The organism is Paraburkholderia sp. BCC1884 (assembly GCF_900996225.1).
In the GTDB taxonomy this organism is placed as follows: domain Bacteria; phylum Pseudomonadota; class Gammaproteobacteria; order Burkholderiales; family Burkholderiaceae; genus Paraburkholderia.
The window spans coordinates 194,423-220,290 of sequence record NZ_CAAJGL010000134.1; the positions used below are offsets into that span (position 1 = coordinate 194,423).

Annotated in this window: 26 protein-coding genes; 14 read left to right on the forward strand and 12 right to left on the reverse strand. The window is 63.4% G+C overall.

Annotated features, from left to right (window positions below; all coding sequences use genetic code 11):
- Positions 1-104: 104 nt before the first annotated feature.
- Entirely contained in the window at positions 105-1,211 is a 1,107-nt protein-coding gene (locus FQ705_RS30185) for an S-(hydroxymethyl)glutathione dehydrogenase/class III alcohol dehydrogenase (protein ID WP_042321278.1), read from the forward strand.
- Positions 1,212-1,235: 24 nt separating this feature from the next.
- Positions 1,236-2,087: an S-formylglutathione hydrolase gene (fghA, locus tag FQ705_RS30190; RefSeq protein ID WP_144148048.1), complete on the forward strand. Its 852-nt coding sequence runs from the start codon at positions 1,236-1,238 to the stop codon at positions 2,085-2,087.
- 76 nt (positions 2,088-2,163) lie between these two features.
- Here the strand turns inward: fghA and FQ705_RS30195 are convergent, their stop codons facing one another.
- The 4 genes from FQ705_RS30195 to FQ705_RS30210 form a co-directional block, all read right to left on the reverse strand.
- Positions 2,164-2,946, reverse strand: a complete 783-nt coding sequence (locus tag FQ705_RS30195) for a metal ABC transporter permease (RefSeq protein ID WP_144148050.1) — start codon at positions 2,944-2,946, stop codon at positions 2,164-2,166.
- Complete coding sequence (locus tag FQ705_RS30200) at positions 2,939-3,892, reverse strand: ABC transporter ATP-binding protein (protein ID WP_144148051.1); 954 nt, start codon at positions 3,890-3,892, stop codon at positions 2,939-2,941. Before FQ705_RS30200 ends, FQ705_RS30195 begins: the two co-directional genes overlap by 8 nt.
- On the reverse strand, positions 3,889-4,863 hold the full coding sequence (locus tag FQ705_RS30205) for a metal ABC transporter solute-binding protein (RefSeq protein WP_144148053.1): 975 nt from the start codon (positions 4,861-4,863) through the stop codon (positions 3,889-3,891). Before FQ705_RS30205 ends, FQ705_RS30200 begins: the two co-directional genes overlap by 4 nt.
- A gap of 73 nt (positions 4,864-4,936) precedes the next feature.
- Entirely contained in the window at positions 4,937-5,416 is a 480-nt protein-coding gene (locus FQ705_RS30210; protein WP_144148056.1) for a Fur family transcriptional regulator, read from the reverse strand.
- Positions 5,417-5,705: 289 nt separating this feature from the next.
- On the opposite strand from FQ705_RS30210, the gene FQ705_RS30215 reads away from it, so the two are divergent.
- From FQ705_RS30215 to FQ705_RS30245, 8 genes are all read left to right on the forward strand, one after another.
- Complete coding sequence (locus tag FQ705_RS30215; protein WP_144148058.1) at positions 5,706-6,488, forward strand: L-iditol 2-dehydrogenase; 783 nt, start codon at positions 5,706-5,708, stop codon at positions 6,486-6,488.
- An 85-nt stretch (positions 6,489-6,573) separates the two neighbouring features.
- Positions 6,574-7,896, forward strand: a complete 1,323-nt coding sequence (locus FQ705_RS30220) for an ABC transporter substrate-binding protein (protein ID WP_144148060.1) — start codon at positions 6,574-6,576, stop codon at positions 7,894-7,896.
- Positions 7,897-7,908: 12 nt separating this feature from the next.
- The gene (locus tag FQ705_RS34235) at positions 7,909-8,061 is read left to right on the forward strand and encodes a hypothetical protein (protein ID WP_186308073.1); all 153 of its coding nucleotides are present in this window, start codon (positions 7,909-7,911) and stop codon (positions 8,059-8,061) included.
- A 37-nt stretch (positions 8,062-8,098) separates the two neighbouring features.
- Positions 8,099-9,034 (forward strand): carbohydrate ABC transporter permease, encoded by a 936-nt coding sequence (locus tag FQ705_RS30225; RefSeq protein WP_144148062.1) that lies wholly within the window; start codon positions 8,099-8,101, stop codon positions 9,032-9,034.
- Between the two features lie 38 nt (positions 9,035-9,072).
- Positions 9,073-9,906, forward strand: a complete 834-nt coding sequence (locus tag FQ705_RS30230) for a carbohydrate ABC transporter permease (protein ID WP_260854670.1) — start codon at positions 9,073-9,075, stop codon at positions 9,904-9,906.
- Positions 9,903-10,613: an HAD family hydrolase gene (locus FQ705_RS30235; RefSeq protein ID WP_144148066.1), complete on the forward strand. Its 711-nt coding sequence runs from the start codon at positions 9,903-9,905 to the stop codon at positions 10,611-10,613. Before FQ705_RS30230 ends, FQ705_RS30235 begins: the two co-directional genes overlap by 4 nt.
- A 110-nt stretch (positions 10,614-10,723) precedes the next feature.
- Complete coding sequence (locus FQ705_RS30240; protein ID WP_144148068.1) at positions 10,724-11,833, forward strand: ABC transporter ATP-binding protein; 1,110 nt, start codon at positions 10,724-10,726, stop codon at positions 11,831-11,833.
- Between the two features lie 70 nt (positions 11,834-11,903).
- Positions 11,904-12,200, forward strand: coding sequence for a DUF1330 domain-containing protein (locus FQ705_RS30245; protein WP_144148069.1), 297 nt, complete (start codon positions 11,904-11,906; stop codon positions 12,198-12,200).
- 12 nt (positions 12,201-12,212) lie between these two features.
- On the opposite strand, the gene FQ705_RS30250 is transcribed toward FQ705_RS30245, so the two are convergent.
- The 3 genes from FQ705_RS30250 to dalD all read right to left on the reverse strand — a co-directional run bounded on the left by FQ705_RS30250 (position 12,213) and on the right by dalD (position 16,251).
- On the reverse strand, positions 12,213-13,160 hold the full coding sequence (locus tag FQ705_RS30250; protein WP_144148071.1) for a sugar-binding transcriptional regulator: 948 nt from the start codon (positions 13,158-13,160) through the stop codon (positions 12,213-12,215).
- A gap of 78 nt (positions 13,161-13,238) precedes the next feature.
- On the reverse strand, positions 13,239-14,720 hold the full coding sequence (gene xylB / locus FQ705_RS30255; protein WP_144148073.1) for a xylulokinase: 1,482 nt from the start codon (positions 14,718-14,720) through the stop codon (positions 13,239-13,241).
- 118 nt (positions 14,721-14,838) lie between these two features.
- Positions 14,839-16,251 (reverse strand): D-arabinitol 4-dehydrogenase, encoded by a 1,413-nt coding sequence (gene dalD, locus FQ705_RS30260; RefSeq protein ID WP_144148075.1) that lies wholly within the window; start codon positions 16,249-16,251, stop codon positions 14,839-14,841.
- 383 nt (positions 16,252-16,634) lie between these two features.
- Between dalD and FQ705_RS30265 the strand changes: the two genes are divergently transcribed.
- Positions 16,635-17,615 carry an AraC family transcriptional regulator gene (locus FQ705_RS30265; protein WP_144148077.1) on the forward strand — a complete coding sequence of 327 codons (981 nt, stop codon included), beginning with the start codon at positions 16,635-16,637 and terminating at the stop codon, positions 17,613-17,615.
- A 15-nt stretch (positions 17,616-17,630) separates the two neighbouring features.
- Here the strand turns inward: FQ705_RS30265 and FQ705_RS30270 are convergent, their stop codons facing one another.
- Entirely contained in the window at positions 17,631-18,332 is a 702-nt protein-coding gene (locus FQ705_RS30270) for a response regulator (protein WP_144148079.1), read from the reverse strand.
- Between the two features lie 288 nt (positions 18,333-18,620).
- Between FQ705_RS30270 and FQ705_RS30275 the strand changes: the two genes are divergently transcribed.
- Both FQ705_RS30275 and FQ705_RS30280 read left to right on the forward strand, forming a co-directional pair.
- A complete protein-coding gene (locus tag FQ705_RS30275) occupies positions 18,621-19,325 on the forward strand; it encodes a lytic polysaccharide monooxygenase (protein ID WP_144148081.1) in 705 nt (234 codons plus the stop codon).
- A gap of 481 nt (positions 19,326-19,806) precedes the next feature.
- Positions 19,807-21,672 (forward strand): hypothetical protein, encoded by a 1,866-nt coding sequence (locus FQ705_RS30280; protein ID WP_186308075.1) that lies wholly within the window; start codon positions 19,807-19,809, stop codon positions 21,670-21,672.
- A 47-nt stretch (positions 21,673-21,719) separates the two neighbouring features.
- Here FQ705_RS30280 and kynA read toward each other — a convergent pair whose 3' ends face one another.
- From kynA to kynB, 3 genes are read right to left on the reverse strand one after another with little or no spacing between them, the layout of a single operon-like run.
- A complete protein-coding gene (gene kynA, locus FQ705_RS30285) occupies positions 21,720-22,667 on the reverse strand; it encodes a tryptophan 2,3-dioxygenase (RefSeq protein ID WP_144148085.1) in 948 nt (315 codons plus the stop codon).
- Between the two features lie 12 nt (positions 22,668-22,679).
- Positions 22,680-23,930, reverse strand: coding sequence for a kynureninase (kynU, locus tag FQ705_RS30290; protein ID WP_144148087.1), 1,251 nt, complete (start codon positions 23,928-23,930; stop codon positions 22,680-22,682).
- Between the two features lie 53 nt (positions 23,931-23,983).
- Entirely contained in the window at positions 23,984-24,622 is a 639-nt protein-coding gene (kynB, locus tag FQ705_RS30295; RefSeq protein ID WP_144148089.1) for an arylformamidase, read from the reverse strand.
- A gap of 130 nt (positions 24,623-24,752) precedes the next feature.
- On the opposite strand from kynB, the gene FQ705_RS30300 reads away from it, so the two are divergent.
- Positions 24,753-25,268, forward strand: a complete 516-nt coding sequence (locus FQ705_RS30300; protein WP_144148091.1) for an Lrp/AsnC family transcriptional regulator — start codon at positions 24,753-24,755, stop codon at positions 25,266-25,268.
- A 41-nt stretch (positions 25,269-25,309) separates the two neighbouring features.
- On the opposite strand, the gene FQ705_RS30305 is transcribed toward FQ705_RS30300, so the two are convergent.
- A complete protein-coding gene (locus tag FQ705_RS30305) occupies positions 25,310-25,819 on the reverse strand; it encodes a flavin reductase family protein (RefSeq protein ID WP_144148093.1) in 510 nt (169 codons plus the stop codon).
- Positions 25,820-25,868 lie beyond the last annotated feature (49 nt).

A 25,868-nucleotide genomic window follows, 5' to 3' on the forward strand; every position in this document is an offset into this window, starting at 1 on the left:
CCTCGAAAACAAAGATGCAATCAGACCCGACACACGCGCGTCGCCGCTAACTCTTTCGCGACGCGCCACGCATCAACCGATTCACACGAACAGGAGCAATCACGATGAAAACCAAAGCAGCTATCGCATGGAAAGCAGGCGCCCCGTTGACGATCGAGGAAGTCGATCTGGAAGGCCCGCGCGCCGGTGAAGTCCTGATCGAGGTGAAGGCCACGGGCATTTGTCACACCGATTACTACACGCTCTCGGGCGCGGACCCGGAAGGGATTTTTCCGGCGATTCTGGGTCATGAAGGTGCAGGCGTGATCGTCGATACGGGGCCGGGCGTCGGCACGTTGAAGAAAGGCGATCACGTGATTCCGCTCTACACGCCCGAATGCCGTCAGTGCAAGTTCTGCCTGTCGCGCAAGACGAATCTGTGTCAGGCGATCCGCTCGACGCAAGGCAAGGGCCTGATGCCCGATGCCACCTCGCGCTTCTCGCTCGACGGCAAGCCGCTGTTTCACTACATGGGCACGTCCACGTTTTCGAACTACATCGTCGTGCCGGAAATCGCGGTGGCGAAGGTGCGTGAAGACGCGCCGTTCGACAAGATCTGCTACATCGGTTGCGGCGTGACGACGGGCGTCGGCGCGGTGGTGTATTCGGCGAAGGTCGAAGCGGGTGCGAACGTGGTCGTGTTCGGGCTCGGCGGCATCGGCCTCAACGTGATTCAAGGCGCGAAGATGGTCGGCGCGGACAAGATCATCGGCGTCGATCTCAATCCGGGTCGCGTCGAGCTGGCGAAGAAATTCGGCATGACGCACTTCATCAACCCGAACGAAGTCGAGAACGTGGTCGATCACATCGTGCAACTCACCGATGGCGGCGCGGACTATTCGTTCGAATGCATCGGCAACACGAAGGTGATGCGTCAGGCGCTCGAATGCACGCACAAGGGCTGGGGCCAGTCGTTCATCATCGGCGTGGCGGCGGCGGGCGAGGAAATCAGCACGCGCCCGTTCCAGCTGGTGACGGGCCGCGAGTGGAAGGGCTCGGCCTTCGGCGGCGCGCGCGGGCGCACGGACGTGCCGAAGATCGTCGACTGGTACATGGAAGGCAAGATCAACATCGACGATCTGATCACGCACCGTCTGCCGCTCGAACGCATCAACGAGGGCTTCGATCTGATGAAGAAGGGCGAGTCGATCCGCTCGGTCGTGCTCTACTAACGCGGCAGCCAAAGGAGCATCGTGATGCTTGAACTTCTGTCGTCGCACGCCTGTCATGGCGGCGAGCAGCGCATCTATCGGCACGACTCGCAGACCATCGGTCTGCCGATGCGCTTCTCGGTGTACCTGCCGCCGCAGGCGTTGCAGGCCAATGCAAACGTGCCCGCGCTGTTCTACCTCGCGGGCCTCACCTGCACGGAAGAAACTTTTCCGATCAAGGCAGGCGCGCAGCGCTTCGCGGCGCAACATGGCATAGCGTTGATCTCGCCGGATACGAGTCCGCGCGGCGCGGGCGTGCCGGGGGAAAGCGCGGCGTGGGACTTCGGTGTGGGCGCGGGTTTTTACGTCGACGCGACCCAGCAGCCGTGGGCCACGCATTACCGCATGTACTCATACGTGCGGGACGAACTGCGCGAAACGGTGCTCGCGAATCTGCCCGTGGATGGCGCGCGTCTGGGCATCTTCGGGCATTCGATGGGCGGCCACGGCGCGTTGATGCTGGCGCTGCGCAATCCGGAAATCTATCGCTCGGTGTCGGCGTTCGCGCCGATTGCCGCGCCGACGCGTTGCCCGTGGGGCGAAAAAGCGTTGGGTGGCTATCTGGGCGATGACCGCGAGGCGTGGAAACAGTACGACGCGAGCGAACTGGTGGCGCAGGCGTCGCACAAGTTCGCGGCGGGGATTCTGGTCGATCAGGGACTCGCGGATCAGTTCCTGGCAGAGCAGTTGAATCCGGATCTGTTCGAAGCCGCGTGCCAGGCGGCGGGGCAGCCGCTGACGTTACGGCGTCACGCCGGCTACGATCACGGCTACTACTTCATCTCGACGTTCGTCGAGGACCATCTCGCGCATCACGCGAAGGTGTTGCTCGGCTGAAGCCGGACCGCACGACGGTGAGGATGATGATGACGGCGGCGCGGGTTGGCGCGGCCGTCGTCATTCCGACTTCGGCTCAATGCCGTTTCAACAGACTCCCGCCATACACGATTGCCGACAGCACGGTAATCCAGAAACTCGTCGGCCAATCGGTGTAGAACGCGAGCGTCAGTCCCAGCCACGCTTGCAGCAGCGCAAACACAGCGGCCAGCACGAGGCCGGTCGACAGCCGCGTCGTCATGTTCTGTGCGGCGGCGGCCGGCCCGACCATCAACGTGAACACCAGCAAGACCCCGACGATCTGCGTACAGGCCGCGACAGCCAGCGCAGCGATGGCGAGAAACAGCACCGACACGAGGCGCAGCGATACGCCTTTGGCTTCGGCCAATTCGGGCTGCAACGAAGCGAACAGCAGGGGGCGCATGATTGCCGCGAGCGCGAGCAAACTGATCACGCCCAACGCTGCCAGCACGCCGAGCGTCGATGCGTTCACGCCGAGTACGTTACCGAACAGCAGCGCGGTGACTTGCGTGGCGTACGCCGTGAAGAAGTGCAGAAACAGCAGACCAAAACCGAGCGACAGCGACAGGATCACGCCGATCGCCACATCGCGTCCGGCGAGCCGCTCGCCGAGCGCGCCCATGCCGACGCCCGCCGCGAGCGTAAAGCCGATCATCCCCCAGATCGGCGAGATGCCGATCAGCACCGCACCCGTCGCGCCGGTGAAGCCGACGTGCGAGAGCGCGTGGCCCGCGAAGGTCTGTCCGCGCATCACCAGAAAGTAGCCCACCACGCCCGCCAGCACCGCGACGATCCCCGACGCCGCGAATGCGTTCACCATGAAATCGTATTCAAACATCGTGCGTGTGTCCGTCGCGTGAGTCGTGCTGATGGGAGTGGCCGTGCGAGTGGCCATGGGAATGCGAATGCGCGTGGCCGTGACCGCCGTTCTCGTCGTGTTCGTGCTCGTGATCGTGCTTCTCGACTTCGACATCGCCCGACATCACGAAGATGCGGCCGTTCACGCGCATTACGTCGATCGGCGAACCGTAGAGGCGCGACAGGACGGGGCGCGTAATCACTTCGTCGACCGTGCCGAGGGCCGCCACGCCGCTGCCGAGATACAGCACGCGGTCGAGCGAGTTCAGCAGCGGATTCAGTTCATGCGCCGAGAACAGTACGGCAATGCCGAGTTCGCGTTGCACGCGCCGCACCAGTTCGACCACGCTCTTCTGATGATGCGGATCGAGGCTGATGAGCGGCTCATCCAGCAACAGCAGTTTCGGGTTGCCGAGCAGACACTGCGCGAGCAGCAAGCGCTGACGCTCGCCACCGGACAACTCCGATAAAGGCCGTTCAGCCAGCTTGCGGCCGCCCACCAGATCCAGCACGCGCTCGACATCGGCGCGGGTTTTGGCGTCCGCGTGGGGCAGGCCCCAGCGGTGGCCGTCGGCCGCCATCGCGACGAAATCGCGGCCACGTACGCGCCGGCCGGCGAGTGCGCTGCGCGTCTGCGGCATATAGCCGATCGATGCATTGCCGCGTTCGACCGGCTGCCCCAGCACGCGAATCGCGCCGCTCGACGCCGGCACGAGGCCGAGCACCGCGCGCATCAGCGTGGTCTTGCCCGCGCCGTTCGGCCCGAGCACGCCGATGAATTCGCCCTGGTTCACCACGAAGCCGGTGTCGCGCAGGATCGTGCGGCCGCCGAGTTCGAGCGTGACCTGCTCGAGTTCGAGCACGGCCGCATTCGACGGGGCGCTCACGGGCGTCATGGCTGGCGCGCTGTGGCCAGTCAGCGTCATGGTGTCTTTCCTTTGGCGCCGGAAGCCGCTGCCGCGTTCGCGCCGCCCGCATCGCCCGAGGAAGCCAGCGCCGTGCTCAAGGCGTCGAGCTGCGTCAGCATCCACGTCTGGTAGGTCTTGCCGGCCGGTTCGGTTTCGGTGACGCTCATGGTCGGCACCTTCGATTGCTGCGCGAGCTTCAACATGCGTTTGGTCAGGGCCTCGGTTGCCTGGCTGTTATAGATCAGAACACGGACGCGCTTCTCGCGCAGATCGCGTTCGAACGCGGCGATATCGGTCGCGCTGGCTTCGGTGTCGTTCATCGTGGCGAGCTGGAAGCGCAGATTGCGCATGCTCAGGCCCACCGCGTCCGACATATAGCCGAACACCGGTTCGGTCGCCGTGACCGGCACGCCCGCGTAGCGGCCATGCAGGTCGGCGACCCTGGCGTCGATCGGCTTGAGCGAATCGAGAAACTTCGCGAGGTTCGCATCGTACGCCGACTTGTGCGCCGGGTCAGCCGCCACGAGCGCGGCGCTGACCGCGCGCGCCACCTTGGGCATGGTCGCCGGGTCGTACCAGAGATGCGGATTATCGCCGCCTTTCTTGCCAGTCAGCTCGGCGGCGACGATCGTCGTGCGGTTGGTGCCCTTCGACGCAGCCAGCAGTTTCGCCATCCACGGATCGTAGTCGGCGCCGTTATAGACCACAAGGCTCGCGTGCTGCAAGGCGCGTGCGGTCTTCGGACTGGCTTCGAACAGATGCGGGTCCTGGTCCGGGTTGCTGAGAATGCTCGTCACGTCGACACGATCGCCGCCCAGTTGCTGCACCACGTCGCCGTAGAAATTCTCGGCGGCGACCACCGGGATTTTCGCGTCGGCGGCGAGCGCGTCGTGACTGAACGCGAGCACGGCCGCGGCGCCGATGGCCACGTACCTCGACAGCTTCAGCGCACGCTGCGCCCCGTTCAACATCGAGCCGAGTTTCTTCATCGTTGTGTCCTGCTGCGTGAGGGTTGAGTGAGTCACTGCCGTTAGGAACCGCTGTATCCGTTTGACGCGAGCCTCATGCCGATGCGCCCGCAGGCCGCGCCGCACGGGCGCAAAGAGCGCACAAGCCGCTGAGCTCGACCACCTGGCGATGCACCTCGAAGCCATGCGCCGGCTCGCTATGCGAGAGCTGCTCGGCGAGTTCGTCGCCGGGAATCTCGACGGTCGCGCCGCAGCCGTCGCACATCAGAAACTGGCTGCGATGCGGCACACCGATCTCGCAGCAAGCCACGAACGCATTCTTCGATTCGATCCGATGGACGAAGCCGTGCGCCACCAGAAAGTCCAACGCACGGTAGATGGTGGTGGGCGGCATGCGGCCGCGCTGCGGCGCAAGCGCGTCCAGCAGCTCGTAAGCGCCGACCGGCCGCTCGCTGGCAAGGACCGCCTCATACACCTGACGACGCAGCGGTGTCAGCGCGATGCCATGCAAGGCGGCGTGCGCCTCGGCGTGGGCGAGCCGCACGGCGTGCTGTTCTGCAATCGATGAAGCCATGGGGCGAACCTCGGGATCGGGCGAGGTCGCAATGATATAACGTATCTCAATTTTTTGTCAGCGGCTTGCGCAGAAAGAGATTGGGCGGCCTGCGATTTCTCGTATTAGTGTTGTGCGAGGCACGCGAAGCAACGTCAGGAACCTGCCGCGCTGCACCATCGAAATCTGTCGGAGCGCCTTGACATGACCCGGTCCATATCCGATCATTCGATCACTAACAGAGCAATTGTTCGCGCAACGAGCGTTCGCTCACCGCGCCTCAAGATGCGAAACAAACCGGAGACAGGCAGTGGCGGCACGATTGCAAGACAAGGTGGCCATTCTGACGGGTGCAGCAAGCGGGATCGGTGAAGCCGTGGCCCGCCGTTATCTCGACGAAGGCGCGCGCTGCGTGCTGGTCGACGTGAAGCCCGCGGACAGTTTCGGCGACGCACTGCGCGCCACTTATGGCGAGCGCATCCTCACCGTCGGCGCCGACGTCACCCGCCGCGACGACATTCAACGCATCGTGGCCAGCGCGCTGGAGCGCTTCGGCCAGATCGACATCCTGTTCAACAACGCGGCGCTCTTCGATATGCGCCCGATCCTCGACGAATCCTGGGACGTGTTCGACCGCCTCTTCGCGGTCAACGTGAAGGGCATGTTCTTCCTGATGCAGGCCGTCGCCCAGCAGATGGTCGAGCAGGGCCACGGCGGCAAGATCGTCAATATGTCGTCGCAAGCCGGGCGGCGCGGCGAGGCGCTGGTGTCGCACTACTGCGCGACCAAGGCCGCCGTGCTCAGCTACACGCAATCCGCCGCACTCGCTCTCGCGCCGCACAAGATCAATGTGAACGGCATTGCGCCGGGTGTCGTCGATACGCCGATGTGGAAGGAAGTCGACGCGCTCTTCGCCCGTTATGAAAATCGGCCGCTCGGCGAGAAGAAGCGCCTGGTGGGTGAAGCGGTGCCGCTCGGCCGCATGGGTGTGCCGGAGGACCTGACCGGCGCCGCCCTGTTTCTCGCGTCGGCGGATGCCGACTACATTACCGCGCAAACGCTGAACGTCGACGGCGGCAACTGGATGAGTTGAAGCAGGCACGTGCGCGCGCGTGATCCATGGTCATTCCCGTAGAACAAACGCAGCACCACATAACGTACGAGAAAGGAGACAACACATGAAACCAGTCCTCAAATCCGCGCTGAAGGCGGCTAGCGCCGGTGCTATCGCGTGCTTTGCGATGCACGCATCGGCCGCGACGGTCACGATCGCCACGTTGAACAATCCGGACATGATCGAGTTGAAGAAACTCTCGCCTGAATTCGAAAAGGCCAATCCGGACATCAAGCTGAACTGGGTGATTCTCGAAGAAAACGTGCTGCGTCAGCGCGCCACCACCGACATCACGACCGGCAGCGGCCAGTTCGACGTGATGACGATCGGCGCCTATGAAACGCCGCAATGGGGTAAGCGCGGCTGGCTCACGCCGCTCACGAATCTGCCCGCCGATTACGATCTGAACGACGTCGTGAAGACGGCCCGCGACGGCCTCTCGAGCGGCGGCCAGTTGTACGCGCTGCCGTTCTACGTCGAAAGCTCGATGACGTATTACCGCAAGGATCTGTTCGCGGCCAAGGGCCTGAAGATGCCGGATCAGCCGACCTACGACCAGATCCAGCAATTCGCCGACAAGCTCACCGACAAGGCCAACGGCATGTACGGCATCTGTCTGCGCGGCAAGGCCGGTTGGGGTGAAAACATGGCGTTCGCGACGACGGTCGTGAACACCTTCGGCGGCCGCTGGTTCGATGAAAAGTGGAATGCGCAACTGACCTCGCCGGAATGGAAGAAGGCGATCACGTTCTACGTCGATCTGCTGAAGAAAGACGGCCCCCCGGGAGCGAGTTCGAACGGCTTCAACGAAAACCTGACGCTGATGTCCTCGGGCAAGTGCGCGATGTGGATCGATGCAACCGTGGCCGCCGGCATGCTGTACAACAAGCAGCAATCGCAGATCGCCGACAAGGTCGGCTTCGCCGCTGCACCGACGGCCGTGACGCCGAAGGGCTCGCACTGGTTGTGGGCGTGGGCGCTGGCGATTCCGAAGTCGTCGAAGCAGACTGATGCCGCCAAGAAGTTCATTGCGTGGGCGACGTCGAAGCAGTACATCGAACTGGTCGCGAAGGACGAAGGCTGGGCCTCGGTGCCGCCGGGAACGCGTCAATCCACTTATGCGCGCCCCGAGTACAAGCAGGCCGCTCCGTTCGGCGACTTCGTGCTGAAGGCGATCGAAACGGCTGACCCGGATCATCCGACGCTCAAGCCGGTGCCGTACACCGGTGTGCAGTTCGTCGGCATCCCCGAGTTCCAGTCGTTCGGTACCGTGGTCGGTCAGAGCATTTCCGGCGCAATCGCCGGACAGATGACAGTCGACCAGGCGCTGGCCGCCGGCAATGCGACCGCGAATCGCGCAGTGCAGCAGGCTGGCTATCAGAAGTAACCGCGGTGACGCGTGAAAGTCACGCGTCACCAGGCCACACGCATCAAGTGGCACGCGCCGGCTGACGCCCGTCAGCCGGCTCACGCAGCACAGCGGGCCGTCCCCGCCGCGCGCGCCGCGACATCGCAGGATGTGGCGGCAGCCATGCGGGTCGAGGCGGCGTAGGCGGTTGGCCCGCGCATTACCGAACAGGTGGTCCACCATGCGTCCTCTGCGCCTACCTCTCATGCATGCCCAGCCCCAGACCGAAAAAGAACGCGAAGTTCGTAAAGCCAATTCCGCCCGCTGGCTAGTTTCGCCGTCGGTCGCGGTCCTCGTGTTGTGGATGGCGATTCCGCTCGCGATGACGATCTGGTTTTCGTTCTCGCGCTACAACCTGTTGAATCCGGACCTCAAAGGTTTCGCCGGTCTCGACAACTACAAATACCTCGCGACCGATCCGTCATTCGGCCCCTCGATCGGCCACACCCTCGAACTGATCATCTCGGTGCTGGTGATTACCGTGGTCGGCGGCGTGCTGATGTCGATCCTGTTCGACCGCAAGTTCTACGGTCAGGGCATTGCGCGGTTGCTTGCCATCGCCCCGTTCTTCGTGATGCCGACCGTCAGCGCGCTGATCTGGAAGAACATGATCCTGCACCCGGTGTACGGTCTGATCGCACAGGGTATGCGCGCCATGGGCATGACGCCGATCGACTGGTTCGCTGAATATCCGCTGACCGCCGTGATCATGATCGTCGCGTGGCAGTGGTTGCCGTTTGCGTTCCTGATTCTGTTCACCGCGATCCAGTCGCTCGATCAGGAGCAGAAAGAGGCGGCGCGTATCGATGGCGCAGGGCCGTTCTCGATGTTCTTCTACATCACGCTGCCTCACCTGAAACGGGCGATCGCGGTGGTGGTGATGATGGAAACGATTTTCCTGCTGTCGATCTTCGCCGAAATCTATACGACCACCGGCGGCGGTCCCGGCACGGCGACCACCAACCTGTCGTACCTGATCTATTCGCTCGGCCTGCAACAGTTCGACGTCGGTCTCGCTTCGGCGGGCGGCATTCTCGCTGTGGTGCTGGCTAACGTCGTGTCGTTCTTCCTCGTGCGGATGCTCGCGAAGAACCTGAAAGGGGAGTACGAAAAATGAGCCACGTTGCCTCCACTCCGGCGTCCACCTCGACGCCCATGACCGTACCGGCGAAGTCGCCGTTTGCCGCAATCCGCCGTGGCATTCCTGGCGTGATTGCCTGGCTCGTCGCGTTGCTGCTGTTTTTCCCGATCTTCTGGATGACGATCACCGCGTTCAAGACGGAGCAGCAGGCTTACGCGTCGTCGCTGTTTTTCGTGCCGACGCTGGATAGCTTCCGCGAGGTGTTCGCACGCAGCAATTACTTTTCGTTCGCGTGGAATTCGGTGCTGATTTCGGCGGGTGTCACGGTGCTGTGCCTGATTCTCGCCGTGCCGGCCGCCTACGCGATGGCGTTTTTCCCGACGCGCCGCACGCAGAAAGTGCTGCTGTGGATGCTGTCGACCAAGATGATGCCGTCGGTCGGCGTGCTGGTGCCGATCTATCTGCTGTGGAAGAACACCGGCCTGCTCGATACGGTATCGGGTCTGGTGATCGTCTACACGCTCATCAATTTGCCGATCGCGGTGTGGATGTCGTTCACGTACTTCGCCGAAATTCCGCGCGACATTCTCGAAGCCGGGCGGATCGACGGCGCCAAGACCTGGCAGGAAATCGTCTATCTGCTGATGCCGATGTCGCTGCCGGGGCTCGCCTCCACGGCGCTGCTGCTGGTGATCCTGTCATGGAACGAAGCGTTCTGGAGTATCAACCTGTCGAGTTCGAATGCGGCGCCGCTGACCGTCTTCATTGCCTCGTATTCGAGTCCTGAGGGCTTGTTCTGGGCCAAGCTGTCGGCGGCTTCGCTGCTGGCCGTGGCGCCGATCCTGATCGTCGGCTGGCTGTCGCAGAAGCAACTGGTGCGCGGCCTCACGTTCGGGGCGGTGAAATGACCGCAGCGACCGCGGTAACGATAGCCAGCAATCGTGCGCTGATCTGCGACTGCGACGGTGTGCTGATCGACAGTGAAGCCGTGGCGGCGCGCATGCTGGTGCACGAACTCGAAGCGCGTTGGCCAGGCGTCGACGTCGAGCCGGTGGTGCTGCCGCTGCTCGGCTTACGCATCGAGGCCGTATTGCAGGGTACGGCGACGCAACTCGGCAAAAGCCTGAGCGTCGCCGACATCGATGCGATTCGTCGCGCGGTGGAAGCCGCGGCCATGCAAGCCCCGGCGGTGGACGGCATCGAAGCGGCGCTTGCTCAGGTGCCGCTCATCAAGGCGTGCGCGAGCAACAGCTTCCGTCCGTATGTCGAATCCGTACTGACGCGCACTGGCCTCGTGAAGTTTTTCGGTGACCGCCTGTTCTGCGCCGACACGGTGCCGAATCCGAAGCCCGCGCCCGATGTCTATCTGGCGGCCGCCGCGAGTTTAGGCCTCGCGCCCGCCGCGTGCCTCGTGGTGGAAGACAGTGTGACGGGCGTGACGGCGGCGACGGCGGCAGGCATGACCGTGCTCGGCTTCATCGGCGGCGGCCATGCGAGCAATGCGCAAATCGACAAGTTGCACGCGGTCGGCGCGCGTCACGTATTCGACGACATGCAGCAGTTGCCCGATCTGGTCGCGCAATGGACGCTCAGCGCGACGGCGGCGGCGCCCTGAGTGCGGCCACTCTGGCGCGGCGACCCGGACCGCAGGGACAACCGGTAGGCAACATTGAGTAACCAGCAAGCAATGCACGAGCAACACACAGCATTACACGGAGACACATCATGGCAAGCGTAACTCTGCGCAACATCAGAAAAGCTTACGACGACAACGAAGTGATGCGCGACATCAACCTCGACATCGCGGACGGCGAGTTCGTCGTGTTCGTGGGCCCGAGCGGTTGCGGCAAATCCACGCTGATGCGCATGATCGCCGGCCTGGAAGACATCACCAGCGGCGACCTGACCATCGACGGCATGCGCGTGAACGACGTGGCACCCGCCAAGCGCGGCATCGCGATGGTGTTCCAGTCGTACGCGCTGTATCCGCACATGACGCTCTACGACAACATGGCATTCGGCCTGAAACTCGCCGGCACCAAGAAACCGGAGATCGACGCGGCGGTGCGCAATGCAGCCAAGATTCTGCACATCGACCATCTGCTCGATCGCAAGCCGAAACAACTGTCGGGCGGCCAGCGTCAGCGGGTGGCGATCGGCCGCGCGATCACGCGCAAGCCGAAGGTGTTCCTGTTCGACGAACCCCTGTCGAACCTCGACGCCGCGCTGCGCGTGAAAATGCGCCTCGAATTCGCGCGTCTGCACGATGAACTGAAGACCACGATGATCTACGTGACGCACGATCAGGTCGAAGCGATGACGCTGGCGGACAAGATCGTGGTGTTGTCGGCGGGCAATCTGGAGCAGGTCGGCAGCCCGACCATGCTGTATCACGCGCCGGCCAACCGGTTCGTCGCGGGCTTCATCGGCTCGCCGAAAATGAACTTCATGGAAGGCGTGGTGCAGTCGGTCACGCACGACGGCGTGACGGTGCGCTATGAAACCGGCGAGACGCAGCGCGTGGCGGTGGAGCCGGGCGCGGTCAAGCAGGGCGACAAGGTGACAGTCGGCATCCGCCCGGAGCACCTGCATGTCGGCACGACCGACGACGGCATCTCGGCCCGCACGATGGCCCTCGAATCGCTCGGCGACGCGGCCTATCTGTATGCAGAATCGAGTGTCTCGCCGGACGGCCTGATCGCGCGAATTCCGCCGCTCGAACGCCATACCAAGGGCGAAATGCAGAAGCTCGGCGCCACCCCCGAGCATTGCCATCTGTTCGACAGCGCAGGGAAAGCATTCCAGCGTAAGATCGTCGAAGTGCTGGCCGCGTGATGAGTTGGGAAAGCGGCGGGCGCGCCGCTTTCCTCGTAGTTTTCCTCATCGTCACGCTCTGGAAACGCTCATGCCCGCCTACGTCGTCATCACGCGCGAGAAAACGCACGACTCCGCCAAACTCGAAGAATACAAACAGGTTGCCCCTGCAACGTTCGAACAGCATCCCGTGATGCTGCTCGCGAGCCACGGTCGCAGGGAAGTGGTGGAAGGTCCCGGGATCGAGGATATTCTGATCCTCGAATTCACCAGCTACGATGAAGCCGTGGCGTGGTATCGCAGTCCGGCGTATCAGGCCGTCAGCGAGACGCGCCGGGAGGGCGCGGATTACCGCATCATCATCACGGAAGGTTTGCCGATGGTGTAGCGCGTCCGGCGCTCAGGCTTCGAGCGCGGCGCGGGCGCACAACTCGTCGGTCACCAGTCCCGACAGCCAGCCGCCTTTGAGCACCGCGATCAATGCCTCGCGCTTGCGCTCGCCGCCGGCGAAGCCGATGGTCGGGCGCCGCGGCGGCGAATCGAGTGCGATGCTCGTCACGCGGCGGCCAGTCGGCGATTCGACGTGCGCGCCGGCGGCATCGATCGGCAGTCCCAGCATTTCGGCCACCGCGCCGTTCTGCATCAATTCCTTCACTTCCGCCGACGTAATGAAGCCGTCTTCGTGCAGCGGGCATTTCGGCCCGATATTGCCGATCCCGACAAAGGCGACATCGGCGTCCGCCGACAGCGACTCGACGATCCGGTACAGCCGGTGATTGCACCACTGCGCGCGCTCGGCTTCGCTATCGGCGAGCAAAGGCGCGGGCAGCAGAAAATGCTTGCCGCCGGTCTTCTCGGAGATGTGCAGCGCGACGTCGTAGCGGTTCGAGGAGCCGTCCTGGGCGATCGCCCCGACCATCGAGACCAAGCGGTGCTGCGGACGCTCCAGTTGCGCGATCTGATCGACCGCGGCTTTCAGCGTACGGCCGCTGCTGACGGCGACCACCATCGGTTTTTCTTCGCCGAGATAGCGCTCCATCACCTGCGCGCCGGCCACTGCCAGTTTGCGGTCCACTTCTTCGGAGGTATCGCTGTCGATCGGCACGACCTCGCACATGCTCAGGCCGTAGCGTTTCGACAGTTGATCGGCGAGCGAGAGGCAGTCGGCGAGTTGATGATCCACGCGCACGCGAATCAGATTCTTTTCGACCGCGAAGGCGACCAGCCGCTGCGCGACCGGCCGCGACACCTGCAGCTTTTCGGCGATCTCGTTCTGGGTATTGCCTGCAACGTAGTAGAGCCACGCGGCGCGGGTAGCAAGATCTAATTTTTCTGTGGACTTGGGCACGGTGACGGTTCGCTTGAAGTGCGCCGATGATAGCAGCCGGTTTTCCTGTCTCGACGGAAGCCGGCTGCGGATGGCCGGTCAGGCAAGCGGTTGCCGCGCGGGGTCGAACAACGGCCGCACGTGGCGATACAGCGAGCGATAGGCTTCGAGCCGCGCGCGCAGTTCGGCATGGCGGCGCGGGTTCGGCGTGAACTCTTTTTCGATCGGCGGTTTGGACAGCACCGTGGCCGGGTCGCCGCCGGCGGCTAGCCAGCCGAGCCGCGCCGCGCCGAGCGCCGCGCCGGTTTCGCCGCCGCCGTGCTTGCGGGTGGCGGTATCGAGCGCGTCGGCGAGCAGTTGCGCCCAGTAGTCGCTACGGGCGCCGCCGCCCAGCAGCGACAACGCCTTCGCTTCGGTACCGGCGGCGCGCAGGGCGTCGAGACCGTCCGTCAGCGCCAGCGTCACGCCTTCGAGCACGGCGTAGCCGAGCAGCGCGCGGTCGGTCGCGTGATTCATGCCGAAGAACACACCTTGCGCATACGGGTCGTTGTGCGGCGTGCGTTCACCCGACAGATACGGCAGGAAGAGCGGCGCGGTGTTCAGTGCATCGGCGGGCAGGGCTTCGATTTCGGCGAGCAAAGTGGGCTCGTCGGTGGAGGTGAGCTTGCAGACCCAGCGCAAACAGCTGGCCGCCGACAACACCACGCTCATCTGATGCCAGCGATCGGGAATCGCGTGACAGAACGCATGCACGGCGGAAGCCGGATTCGGCCGGAAACTGTCGCCGACCACGCACAGCACGCCGGACGTGCCGAGCGAGACGAAACCGTCGCCCGGTTGCGTCGCGCCGATGCCGATCGCGCTGGTGGCGTTGTCGCCGCCACCGGCCGCGACGATCACGCCGTCCTGCAAGCCGAATTCACGCGCGACGTCGGGCAGCAGCGTGCCGGACGGCGCGCTGCCTTCGCACAGACCCGGCATCTGTGCCCGTGTCATGTTGCAGGCCGCGAGCAACGAATCCGACCAGTCGCGTTTGGCGACGTCGAGCCACAGCGTGCCGGCCGCATCCGAGGGGTCGGATACCTTGCCGCCGGTCAGTTGCAGCCGCAGGTAATCCTTCGGCAACAGCACACAGGCCGTCTGCGCAAAAATCTCCGGCTCATGGCGCGCGACCCACAGCAGTTTCGGCGCGGTGAAACCGGGCATGGCGAGATTGCCGGCGACGCTGTGCAAGTCCGGCGCGCGCTCGGTCAACTCGGCGCATTCCTTGTCGCTGCGCATGTCGTTCCACAGGATCGCGGGCCGCAGCACGCGATCCTGCGCGTCGAGCAGCACGGCGCCGTGCATCTGCCCCGACAGGCCGATGCCGCGAATCTGCGCGAATTCGTCGGGATACTTCGCGCGCAAGGCGGCGAGCGCCGTGCGCGTGCCGGCCCACCAGTCTTCGGGATTCTGCTCGGCCCAGCGCTGATGCGGACGCGAAACGGTAAACGGGGAGCCAGCGGTGCCGATCACGCGTCCATCGGAGGCGAGCAGCAGAACTTTTACTTCGGACGTGCCGAGGTCGATGCCGAGATACATGGGCGCGGAACCTTCGTCGTTGGAGATGCGCTACTTTAGCCGCACAGGGCGCGCGCTGCCATGCGCATTAAGCCTGGCACCGCAGCGGTCGAAAAGCGCGAGGGCAAGGGATCAGGGGTTAAACCGCGCCGCGTCTGGCGAGCCAGACATCGACGCGAGCGAGTGCGCCCGCCAGCGCCGATTCCAGTTCCGGCGTCTGAGCCATGCTGCCCCACAGCAGACGGTCCGCCGCGAACGCCTTCAAAGGATCGGGTGCTTCGAAATAGGCGCGCGCGACGCGTTCGTCCATCACGCCGTCCTGATACGCGTACGGCAACGTGCCCGCATGCCAGCGTTCGAGGAAGCGGAAGAACAGCGCAGGCAGCATGGCGGTGGCCGCCGGCACGACGCCGCGCTCGAAACACTCGGACAGCGTCGGCGCGATGAAGCCCGGCAGCTTGGAGAAACCGTCGGCCGCGACGCGCTGGTTGGTGTCCTGGATATACGGATTGCTGAAACGTTCGAGCACCACGTCGCGATACCGTTCGAGATCGAGCGGACTCGGCGTGAGACAGGGGATCACGTCTTCGCTGACATAGTCGAAGGCGAACTTCTGGATGTCCGCGTCGAGCGTGCCTTCGTGGATGTAGTTGAGCCCGACCAGCGTGCCCGCCCACGCGATGCAGCTATGCGTCGCGTTGAGGATGCGGATCTTGGCTTCCTCGTAGGGCATCACCGAGTCCACCAGTTCCGCGCCGACCTTCTCCCAGGCGGGGCGACCCGCGATGAAGTTGTCTTCGATCACCCATTGGATGAACGCTTCGCCCATCACCGGGCAGGCGTCGTCGACGCCGGTCGCGGCCTTCACGCGTTCGCGCACGTCCGGCGTGGGACGCGGCGTGATGCGGTCGACCATCGAACTCGGCGCGGCGGTGTTGTCGTCGAACCATTGCGCGAGTTCGTTCGCGCCGCGTCGTTCGAGAAACTCGCTCATGCCGGCGTGGAAACGTTCGCCGTTGCTACGCAGGTTGTCGCAGGTTTGCAGCGTGACGGGGCCCGCGCCGCGTTTCATGCGGGCATCGAGAATCGCTGCGAGCGCGCCGTAAATGGTGGTGTGGCCGCCATCCAGGTCGGCGGCGAGATCGGGGTTGGCGGTATCGAGTTCGTCTTCTTCGTCGAGGTAATAACCGCCCTCGGTCACGGTGAAGGCGATGATCTTGCAGGCCGGATCGGCGCCGGCTTCGATCAAGCCGTCGAGGCTTTCGGTCCACGGCACCACGCGCTCGATCGAGCGGATCGTCTCGTACGCGCGCTCGCCTTGGGGCGTGACGGTTTCGAGCGTGTACACGCCGTTTTGCGCGGCGAGCGCGTCGAGCACGGCGTTCATGTCGCTGCGAATGTTGCCGACCGTGAGCGACCAGTGCGGCTCGCCGGCTACCTTGCCTTCATTCAATCGATGGAGATACCACGCCTGATGCGCGCGGTGAAACGATCCCGCGCCGATGTGCAGGATCACGTGTGCGGCCGTGCCGCTGCCTTGCCCGCTGTTCATGTGCGTCTCCTGAATGTCCTTGGCTCGCACGGCGCGATGCGTGCGTTTTTTCTTGAGTGGAGCATTTGCTCTGCGTGTGAGCGAATGATCGTACCCGGCGAAACGAAAGTCAAGGCGAGGCGCCAGGCTTTTCGTGGCGCAGCGCGGCGTGGCGGGGCTTGTGGAGTGCTCGATAGCGCATCGGCGCACGACTGCAAGGGCGTTGTCGTGCGTATTGCATTGCGTCAAAATTGACCCGGAATCGGCCAGGATCGGTACGAATGCAAAAAAGTATCAGTCGGTGGTCTCATTTTTAGTGGCGTAGCGCGCTATTGAGGGCTACGTTTCGCTATACAAGACAAAGGTCTGCGGCACGCGCGACGCGCCGCTTCAGGAGGCAGACAGTGCAACCCGATCTCGAACTCGTGGCCGTGCGCCGCGACGAATCGTTCAAAGTATGGTCGCACGGCTATCCGTACCGCACGGTGCGTTGGCACTTTCACCCCGAATACGAGATTCACCTGATCATGGCGACGACCGGCAAGATGTTCGTCGGCGACCACATCAGCAGTTTCGCGCCGGGCAATCTGGTCCTGATCGGCCCGAACCTGCCGCACAACTGGGTGAGCGAAGTGCCGGACGGCGACGTCATCGCACAGCGCAATCTGGTCGTGCAATTCGGGCAGGAATTCGTGTCGAGCTGTGTCGAAAGTTTTCCGGAGTGGCGGCAGGTCGAGGCGCTGCTCGCGGACTCGCGGCGCGGTGTCTCGTTCGGTGCGCAAACCAGCGCGGCACTGCAGCCGTTGTTTCTCGAACTGTTGACGGCGCGCGGACTGCGCCGGCTGGTGCTGTTCATGTCGATGCTCGAACTGCTGCTGAACGCGGAAGATCGCGAGATGCTGGCGAGTCCGGCGTATCAGGTCGATCCGACCGGCTTCGCGTCGACTCGCATCAATCACGTGCTCTCGTATATCGGCAAAAATCTCTCATGTGAATTGCGCGAATCGGATCTCGCGCAACTCGCCGGGCAGAGCGTGAGTGCGTTTTCGCGGTATTTCCGCCGGCACACCGGGCTGCCGTTCGTGCAGTACGTGAACCGGATGCGGATCAATCTCGCCTGTCAGTTGCTGACCGACGATGCCTTGAGCGTGACGGACATCTGTTTCAAGGCAGGCTTTAATAACCTGTCGAATTTCAACCGGCAGTTTCTGGCGGTGAAGGGGATGGCGCCTTCCAGGTTCCGGCGATATCAGCAGTTGAACGATGCGAGTCGCGATGTATCGGAGGAGGCCGCCGCGCGCGGAACGGGCATCGAAGATGCGCCGGCGATCGTGATGGCGGCGGGAGCCTCGCGTAGTGGTGTCGTGACATCGCCGGTGGCGTAGCGCCACTTCGGTCCGCTATACCGGTGCGGGGCGCGCTGCGTCGCCAGTCGGGACGTCGTGTCCGCTCAAGTACTGAAACAGCGCGCTGTCCGTCGTAATGCCCAGGCGGGCCATGCCCGAGCGCTTGTGGCGGCTGATTGTCTTCGGGCTGCGCTGCAGGCGATCGGACACGTCGGCCGCCGACAATCCCGATGCCAGCAGTCGCAGCACTTCGGCTTCGCGCGGCGACAGCCGCACCGTCGCGTTGATCCCCATCGCTTCACTAGCGCTCAGGCTGCCACGCATCCATGGCGAGAGATGGCGACGGCCGCTCGCGGCCGCGTGAATCGCAAGCGGCAGGGCTTCTGGCGAATCTGCCTTGCTCACCAGTCCCGCTACGCCGGTGCGCCAGATCGCGCGACATACGCCGACATTGCTCACGCTCGTCAGGACGATCACGCGTAGCGGGGTAAACGCGCGACGCAGATAACTGAGCAGGCGCATGCCGTCACCGTACCGCTGACCCGGCATCACGTATTCCATCACCAGCACGTCGCACGCCGTCTCGCTCAGCACTTCGATCAACGCATCCGAAGTCGATGCCACGCGAATCACGGTTCCGATGCGCAACTGCGCGATCAATCCTGCGGTACCGAGCACGAATAACGGTTGGTCATCGGCCAGCACGATTTGCAGCTTGTCCAGTTGCACGTCTTCCCCCGCTTCGCTCGATGTCATGGCTCAGGTTGTTCCTGGCGGAACGTGAGCGTCCATCATGCAACGGGTATCGGCGCAGGTTGAATGCCGAACGCCGCATGCGACCTTTCGCCGAATCGGTATGCAGCGTGTCGTGCGCAGACCGGCATGCGGCGAGGTCGCATCGTCCAGATTTGAGACGTTTCTCACACGCCAGTTTCGACGGCCACGTTACCTTGGCCTCGCAGCAACTTCGGTGTGGAACCCTTCTCTTCGTTGCGCTTCGGACCGCGTTGCGCGCCGTGCGAGGAATGTCATGGAGATTCGCTTATGAACGGACGTACGTATCGCAGATTCGACCCGCGCCATCTGGCGTTCGGGCTCACCGCTCTGGTTGGCGCAACACTGGTCCAGGCACACGGGCGTGTAACCGAGCCTGCCTCCCGTATCGTGTTGTGCACGCTACAACACAATGCGAATTGCCCTGTTGAAGCCTGGCAAGCGAATGCAATGGAGAACGGCAAGTTCTTCCCTGCCACACAGGCAGGACTCGCCGATACCGTCGCGCCCGACGATGTGCGTAACCAACTGCCGCCGAAGGATGGCGCGATTGCCGGAGGGAGCGTCAACGGCGACCTTCCGGTGTTGAACGAGCAGTCGCCGACTCGCTGGACCAAGATCCCATTGCAAGCCAACGCGGTGCAGACGTTCAAATGGGAATATGCGGCCGTGCATGCGACGCGGCGCTGGAATTACTTCATCACCCGCGCCGACTGGGACCCGGCAACACCGCTGACGCGCGCGCAGTTCGAGGCGCAACCCTTCTGCATGGTGCAGAACGCTGGGCAGCCCTATTGGCAGGCCGATCTTCAGCCGCCTCAGCCGACCGTTCATCAATGCCGGTTGCCGGATCGCACCGGCTATCAGGTCATTCTCGCGGTGTGGGAAGTGGCCGATTCGCCGCGGGCCTTCTACCAGGTGGTCGACACGTACTTCAACGACCCGAAGGGCAGTCCGGTCATGACGCCGTTCTAAGGTCTGGCGAACGGCTCACCCGATATCTATCTATCACCTTGGACACCGCTGAATCGGTTGTGATGAGAACGTCCGCGCATTCATGCGGACGTTCTCAACCACGAGGCAAGGTGAGGGTATGTCCACTTCAGTCAGCAGTACGAGTTCCAGTGCTCAGTCCAGTAACGTCGAATTGCCGTCGACGCAGGTTGTCGATCCTGCAATGCTCTCTTCGGCGGAAGCGCAGCGTTTGATCGACCGTCACGGAAGCGGCAATGGTCTTCCTGGGGACAGCGCGAATGCTCAGGCGCTAGGGAATCTTCAGGCTAACAACTTGCGCGGTAGTCCGCCGGATGATATGAGGTTTCAGACTCAGCAAACGCTGTTGCGGCAGAAGATCGAAGCGTTGCCGCAGAACGAGCGGGACTGGTTCAGCGGTATGCAGGCGCAGGGCATCAATGCGTATGAGTCGGCGACGTCGTCAGTCGATCGGCAGAAAGCCGTGCAGGCCATGGACCAGACTTTGGGCCGGCCAGTCGATGCCGCCTACAGCAAGGTCGTGGCCGACCCCATGCAGCGGATGCAACTGGAATTCGGGCAGCCGTTCGGTGCGCAATACCTGGGGCAGACGGGGCAGCGTCAGACAGCGGCGCTCGAGGGCCTGCGCAGCCGTTTCAACGACGCCACGACGCCTCAGGAGCGCGAGACATTGTTCGGTCAAGCGGTCACGATCCGTCACGGCATGCAGCAGCAGATCCAGGCTCGTCTCGGGCAGGCCATGTCGCAGACCAGTCAGCAGTGGGCCGCGGCAGACAAGGCGGTGTACGCCGCGCTCGATTCCGCCAGGAGCATGCAAAGCTCGAATACTGGCGCATCCGACAATACGATAGCGTTCTCGCGGCTGAGTGCATTCGCTCACCAGACCTTCACCTCGGAGCGCAACGCGCAGGCGTTCCAGCATCTGGCGCAGCAGCATCCCGACAGCTTCAGGGACCTGAGGAACTGGTTCGACGACGCCTCGGCGAAAACCGAATCGGCGCGCTCGGCGATCCAGAGCGATCCGTTGCGGCGGTCGCCCGATCTGCCGTCTGCGCTTGCGGACTTCACGAATCCGAAGACCGACGACCTGCACAGAGGCAACTATGGGGTGGAGCTGCTGGATCGCTATCGGGAGATGAGTCGGCGTGTCGTGGCGGGCGAGCAGATGGCTCACGCGGCCAGTCAGGGTGGCCCGATCAAGGCGGAATATCTGGATGCGCATACCCCACCCAAACCTTTATGGCAGCAACAGACGGAAGACGTGCTGGGGCGGCTCGTCATCGGCATGATTCCTGGGGTGAATCTGCTCACGGACTACATCGTGCCGGCGAAGTCGCTGTCACCGGACGTGAGAAAGGGCATCGATATCATGTCGGGTGTGTTGGGGGGCGCGCTGGGAGAAGTCAGGAAGCCGGGACTGGAGACGGACGCGCTGGGCGAATTGAAGCTTCCGCACGGCCGGTCGATCACCCAGGGCGGCGGTGCAAGTGCAAGGTTGGCCGGTCGTGAAGGCGAAGGCGCGGTGGTCGTACGCACGAAAGGTGTCGCGGTTGCAGCGAAGACACGACTCGATTTGCCCGAGTCGTATGCATCCACACCTGGCGGCAAGCTACATGCCGATCCGGCGCACCCGGATGTGCAGATCGATGAGAAGGGCCAGCGCTACATCGGCGACGGAAAACATAACTATGCGATCCGCTACGATCGCGACCATCAGACCGAGCGCGTCTATCAGCCGGACAATCCGACGAAGCCGGGTATTCCAGTCAGGCGGAATAAAGAAGGTGAATTCGAACGCCACGACGAGGTCGGTCTCAAAGGCGGCTCGCCGGGGCGCGCATTTCAAACCAGGCTGGATCAGGCGCAAGGACGACTGGAGCGCGCGCGGGCCGACCGGCAACGAGCGGAGACTGAGCTTACCGCGATCCGTGGCGAAATCCGGGCTTCCCAGAATCCGCGCGAGGACCTGCTCGCCCGGCAAAGACAGGCCCAACAGGATCGGGATTCCGCGAAGATGACGATAGCGATTGAGGAGGGGACGGTCGCGTCGGTGCGACGGGAAGCGGAGTATCACCGGCAGACGACGCAAAACGAGCTATCGCGGTTGCTAAGTCACCGCGAGGATGGCAGAAACCTCGAACGGACGACGCAGTACGAGATCAACGTGCTCGAAACCACGATGCGCATCAGTCGCAATCCGGCTGCGGACACGCAGCGAACACTTCACAAGCTAAACGACGATCTGCGTCGAATACAAACCGCGAATCGTACGTTGGACCAACGGATACTGGATACCAACCGGGAGTTGGGCGAGATACCCAGGGCCTAGCGAACTGGCCGGAACGGCGGGTCTGGCAGTGCCGTTCCGGCAAAAAGCTACAGCATCGTCCGCACATGCCAAAGCTCGGGAAACAGAACCACATCGAGCATCTTGCGAAGATAAGTCGCACCGCTGGTGCCGCCCGTGCCTTGCTTGAAGCCAATGATCCGCTCGACGGTAGTCACGTGCCGGAAGCGCCATTGCCGGAAGGCATCTTCGAGATCGACCAGTTCTTCGGCCATCTCGTACAACTCCCAGTGCTGCGAAGGATTTCGATACACCTCCAGCCAGGCGGCTTCGACGGAAGCATCGTGCGTGGTCGGCTGAGTCCAGTCCCGCGCGAGCCGGGAGGCTGAAATCTCGAACCCGCGCCGTGACAGCAAGCTCACCACTTCGTCATAAAAAGACGGCGCCTCGAGCGACGCTTTCACTTCGGCCAACACCTCCGGCCGATGCGCATGCGGCTTGAGCATCTGCTCGTTCTTGTTGCCGAGCACGAACTCGATCTGCCGATACTGGTACGACTGAAATCCCGAGGAACTCCCCAGATAAGGCCGCATTGCGGTGTATTCCGACGGCGTCATCGTGGCGAGAACACTCCACGCCTGCACCAGTTGCTCCATGATCCGCGACACGCGCGCCAACATCTTGAACGCCGGCGGCAACTCGTCGCGATGCACGGCCTGCAATGCCGCCTGCAATTCGTATAGCGCGAGCTTCATCCACAGTTCGCTCGTCTGGTGCTGGATGATGAACAGCATCTCGTTGTGATCCGGCGACAGCGGATGCTGCGCGTCGAGCACCGTACCGAGCGACAGATAATCGCCGTAGCTCATCGATTCGGAAAAATCGAGCTGTGCCTCGTGCCAGCCGTCGCCCGACGTCGCGGACGAATCGGATGCGGACGTCGCAGCGACAGGTGCGGCACCGTTGCCGTATCCAAACGGACATCCCTGCGCCGGTTTTTCTTCCGGCAGTCCCGGCGTTTGCATGTGATCGTTCATGGCGCGCGCTCCTCAGGTCACCGCGCCGCGTGCGGCGAATTCAGGCGCTTTCCAGGTCTCGCGGACGAGCACCTCGCGCAGCGTCTCGACGGCGTCCCACACGTCGACGAAACGCGTGTAAAGCGGCGTAAAGCCGAATCGCAAAACGCGCGGCTCGCGGTAATCGCCGATCACGCCTCGAGCGATCAATGCCTGCATCACCTCATAGCCATGCGGATGCTCGAAGCTCGCATGTGAACCGCGTTGCGCGTGGTCACGCGGCGTCACGAGGGTCAGCGGGAACTCGCGGCAACGTGCTTCGACCAGTTCGATGAACAGGTCGGTCAACGCCAGCGATTTTTTGCGGATCGCCTGCATGTCGGTTTGCAGGAACACGTCGAGCCCACATTCGACGAGCGACATCGACACCATCGGCTGCGTGCCGCACAGGAAGCGACCGATGCCGTCATCCGGTTGATAGGTCGGGTCCATCCTGAACGGCGCGCGATGTCCCCACCAGCCCGACAGCGGCTGCGCGAAATCGTTTTGATTGCGTTTGGGCACCCACACGAACGCGGGCGAACCCGGGCCGCCGTTCAGGTATTTGTACGTGCAACCCACGGCGTAATCCGCGCCGACGCCGTTCAGATCGACCGGCACCGCGCCGGCCGAATGCGCGAGATCCCACAGCGCGAGCGCGCCCTTGTCGTGGATCAGCTTCGTCAGCGCGGCCATGTCGTGCATGTAGCCGGTGCGGTAGTTCACATGCGTGATCATGGCGATCGCGGTGTCGTCGCCGATCGCTGCGGGCAACTCGGCAGGATCGTCGACGAGACGCAGTTCATAGCCACGGTCCAGTTGCTCGATCAGTCCTTGCGCGATGTACAGATCGGTCGGGAAATTCGAGCGCTCGGAGACGATCACGCGACGCTTCGGATCGCGCGAATTGGCCACGCGCACCGCCGCCGACAGCAGCTTGAACAGGTTGATCGAAATCGTATCGGTCACCACGACTTCGTTTTCCGCCGCGCCGATCAGCGGGGCGAGCTTGTTGCCCAGGCGGCGCGGCAATTCGAACCAGCCGGCATTGTTCCAGCTGCGGATCAGGCCTTCGCCCCATTCGGCGGCGATCACGGTCTGCGCGCGTTGCGCGGCGGCGGCCGGCGGCACGCCGAGCGAATTGCCGTCCAGATAGATGGTGCCCGGCGACAGCGCGAACTGGTCGCGCAGCAGCGCCAATGGGTCGGCGCTGTCGAGCGCGAGTGCTTCGTCACGGTGGTTCATGGTGGTTCCGTCGGTCAAATCAGTCGAATCAAAAAGGGCGCAGCGGGGCGCGTTTAGCGGGAGCCGGGCAGCGCGCGCAAGACCGCGCGCACGGGACTCGCGTCGAGCGTGGTGAGCTTGAGCGGCAGCGCGATCAGTTCGTAGTCGCCGGGCGCAACGGCATCCAGCACGATGCCTTCGAGAATCGCCATGTGATGCGCGCGGATCCGGTGGTGCGCGTCCATCGTTTTCGATTCCTGCGGATCGAGCGAGGGCGTATCGATGCCGATCAGCTTCACGCCTTTGCTCGCCAGCAGGTCGATCGTCTCGGGAGCCACCGCGCAAAACGCGCTGTCCCACTGGGCGGCCGGCGCGGTTTTGTAAGTACGTAGTAAGACTCGCGCCGGCAGATTATCGAGCGAGCCGTCCAGGTGTTGTGGCGTGACAACAGGCGCGGCGCCGATGCAATGAATCACCCGGCATATCCCGAGGTAGGCATCCAGCGCCACTTCGCCGATTGCCGCGCCCTCGGCGTCGTAATGCAGCGGTGCGTCGGTGTGCGCGCCGGTGTGCGGCGAGAGCGTCAGCCGTGCGACGTTGACGGGCGAGCCCGCCTCCATGCGCCATACGCGCTCGATTCCGACCGGCGTATCGCCGGGCCAGACCGGCGTGGCGGTATCGACGGCGGGGGTGATGTCCCAGAGTGTTTGCATGTCTCCATCGGCGGATAGTGTCTATCCGGGAATGATAGGTGGCTTGCCGCGAAATGTGATTGCGAAAAAATCTCCTTCCACGCGCTGTCTTGGAACATAATTTGAGTCAAATGGGAAAGGGAGACCGAATATGAACGCGATCTCGCTCGACGCCACCGATTGCCGTATTTTGACGGTGCTTCAGCAGGAAGGACGGATCAGCAATCTGGACCTCGCGGAGCGCATCTCGCTCTCGCCATCGGCCTGTTTACGACGCCTGCGTCTGCTCGAGGAGCAGGGCGTCATCGAGCACTACCGCGCGTGTCTGAACCGCGAAGTGCTGGGTTTCGAACTGGAAGCGTTCGTGCAGGTGTCCATGCGCAACGACCAGGAGAACTGGCACGAGCGCTTCGCCGAGGCCGTGCGCGACTGGCCGGAGGTGGTCGGCGCGTTCGTGGTGACCGGCGAGACCCATTACCTGCTGCGGGTGCTCGCGCACAATCTCAAACACTATTCGGATTTCGTGCTGCAGCGTCTCTACAAGGCGCCGGGCGTGATGGATATCCGTTCGAATATCGTGCTGCAGACGCTAAAGGAAGATTCGGGCGTGCCGGTCTCGCTCGTGACCAGAAGCGGCGGCCACGGCGCGACGCACAACGATCATTGAGCGCGGGTGAGGGGACGCCGGACTGAGTGCCGGCGCCGCTTTTACAGCGACGTGAGCCCGTGAAAGAGGCCGCTCTGGAAAACCAGCGGCGACATCTCGGCGGCATTCTCATGCACGCCGCAGCGTTCCACTTCGCCGACGAAAATCACGTGGTCGCCTTCTTCGTAGCGGCTGCGGTTATGGCATTCGAACCAGGCAAGCGCGCCGTCGAGCACCGGCATGCCGGTGTCGCCCTCCGCATGCGACACGCCTTCGAAGCGGTCGCCCTTCACCGTCGCAAAGCGTTTGCACAGATCGAGCTGCGACGCCGCCAGCACATTGACCACGTAATGACTGTTCGCCCGGAACGCCGTCATCGAGGCCGAGCGCGTGGCGAGACTCCACAGCACGAGCGGCGGATTCAGCGAAACCGAATTAAACGAGCTGGCCGTGATGCCGATCAACTGGCCGGATGCCGCGCGCGTGGTAATAACAGTTACGCCGGTAGCGAATTGTCCGAGCGCCTGTTTAAAGGCGTTCTGGTCGAAGTTGGGCGGGCTGGCGTGTTTCATCGGGAGCACGCCCCGTGAGCCGGTTGGGTGAACCGTCGGCTGGACCCGT

Bases quoted from the DNA above. Each gene is read 5' to 3' on its own strand.
- FQ705_RS30225 (WP_144148062.1), top strand. From the start codon at position 8,099: ATGCGTCCTCTGCGCCTACCTCTCATGCATGCCCAGCCCCAGACCGAA.
- dalD (WP_144148075.1), bottom strand. From the start codon at position 16,251: ATGAACAGCGGGCAAGGCAGCGGCACGGCCGCACACGTGATCCTGCAC.
- FQ705_RS30200 (WP_144148051.1), bottom strand. From the start codon at position 3,892: ATGACGCTGACTGGCCACAGCGCGCCAGCCATGACGCCCGTGAGCGCC.
- FQ705_RS30230 (WP_260854670.1), top strand. From the start codon at position 9,073: ATGACCGTACCGGCGAAGTCGCCGTTTGCCGCAATCCGCCGTGGCATT.
- FQ705_RS30240 (WP_144148068.1), top strand. From the start codon at position 10,724: ATGGCAAGCGTAACTCTGCGCAACATCAGAAAAGCTTACGACGACAAC.
- FQ705_RS30270 (WP_144148079.1), bottom strand. From the start codon at position 18,332: ATGACATCGAGCGAAGCGGGGGAAGACGTGCAACTGGACAAGCTGCAA.
- FQ705_RS30305 (WP_144148093.1), bottom strand. From the start codon at position 25,819: ATGAAACACGCCAGCCCGCCCAACTTCGACCAGAACGCCTTTAAACAG.
- FQ705_RS30210 (WP_144148056.1), bottom strand. From the start codon at position 5,416: ATGGCTTCATCGATTGCAGAACAGCACGCCGTGCGGCTCGCCCACGCC.
- FQ705_RS30205 (WP_144148053.1), bottom strand. From the start codon at position 4,863: ATGAAGAAACTCGGCTCGATGTTGAACGGGGCGCAGCGTGCGCTGAAG.
- FQ705_RS30300 (WP_144148091.1), top strand. From the start codon at position 24,753: ATGAACGCGATCTCGCTCGACGCCACCGATTGCCGTATTTTGACGGTG.
- FQ705_RS30235 (WP_144148066.1), top strand. From the start codon at position 9,903: ATGACCGCAGCGACCGCGGTAACGATAGCCAGCAATCGTGCGCTGATC.
- kynA (WP_144148085.1), bottom strand. From the start codon at position 22,667: ATGAACGATCACATGCAAACGCCGGGACTGCCGGAAGAAAAACCGGCG.
- kynU (WP_144148087.1), bottom strand. From the start codon at position 23,930: ATGAACCACCGTGACGAAGCACTCGCGCTCGACAGCGCCGACCCATTG.
- FQ705_RS30185 (WP_042321278.1), top strand. From the start codon at position 105: ATGAAAACCAAAGCAGCTATCGCATGGAAAGCAGGCGCCCCGTTGACG.
- xylB (WP_144148073.1), bottom strand. From the start codon at position 14,720: ATGTATCTCGGCATCGACCTCGGCACGTCCGAAGTAAAAGTTCTGCTG.
- fghA (WP_144148048.1), top strand. From the start codon at position 1,236: ATGCTTGAACTTCTGTCGTCGCACGCCTGTCATGGCGGCGAGCAGCGC.
- FQ705_RS30245 (WP_144148069.1), top strand. From the start codon at position 11,904: ATGCCCGCCTACGTCGTCATCACGCGCGAGAAAACGCACGACTCCGCC.
- FQ705_RS30220 (WP_144148060.1), top strand. From the start codon at position 6,574: ATGAAACCAGTCCTCAAATCCGCGCTGAAGGCGGCTAGCGCCGGTGCT.
- FQ705_RS30195 (WP_144148050.1), bottom strand. From the start codon at position 2,946: ATGTTTGAATACGATTTCATGGTGAACGCATTCGCGGCGTCGGGGATC.
- kynB (WP_144148089.1), bottom strand. From the start codon at position 24,622: ATGCAAACACTCTGGGACATCACCCCCGCCGTCGATACCGCCACGCCG.
- FQ705_RS30275 (WP_144148081.1), top strand. From the start codon at position 18,621: ATGAACGGACGTACGTATCGCAGATTCGACCCGCGCCATCTGGCGTTC.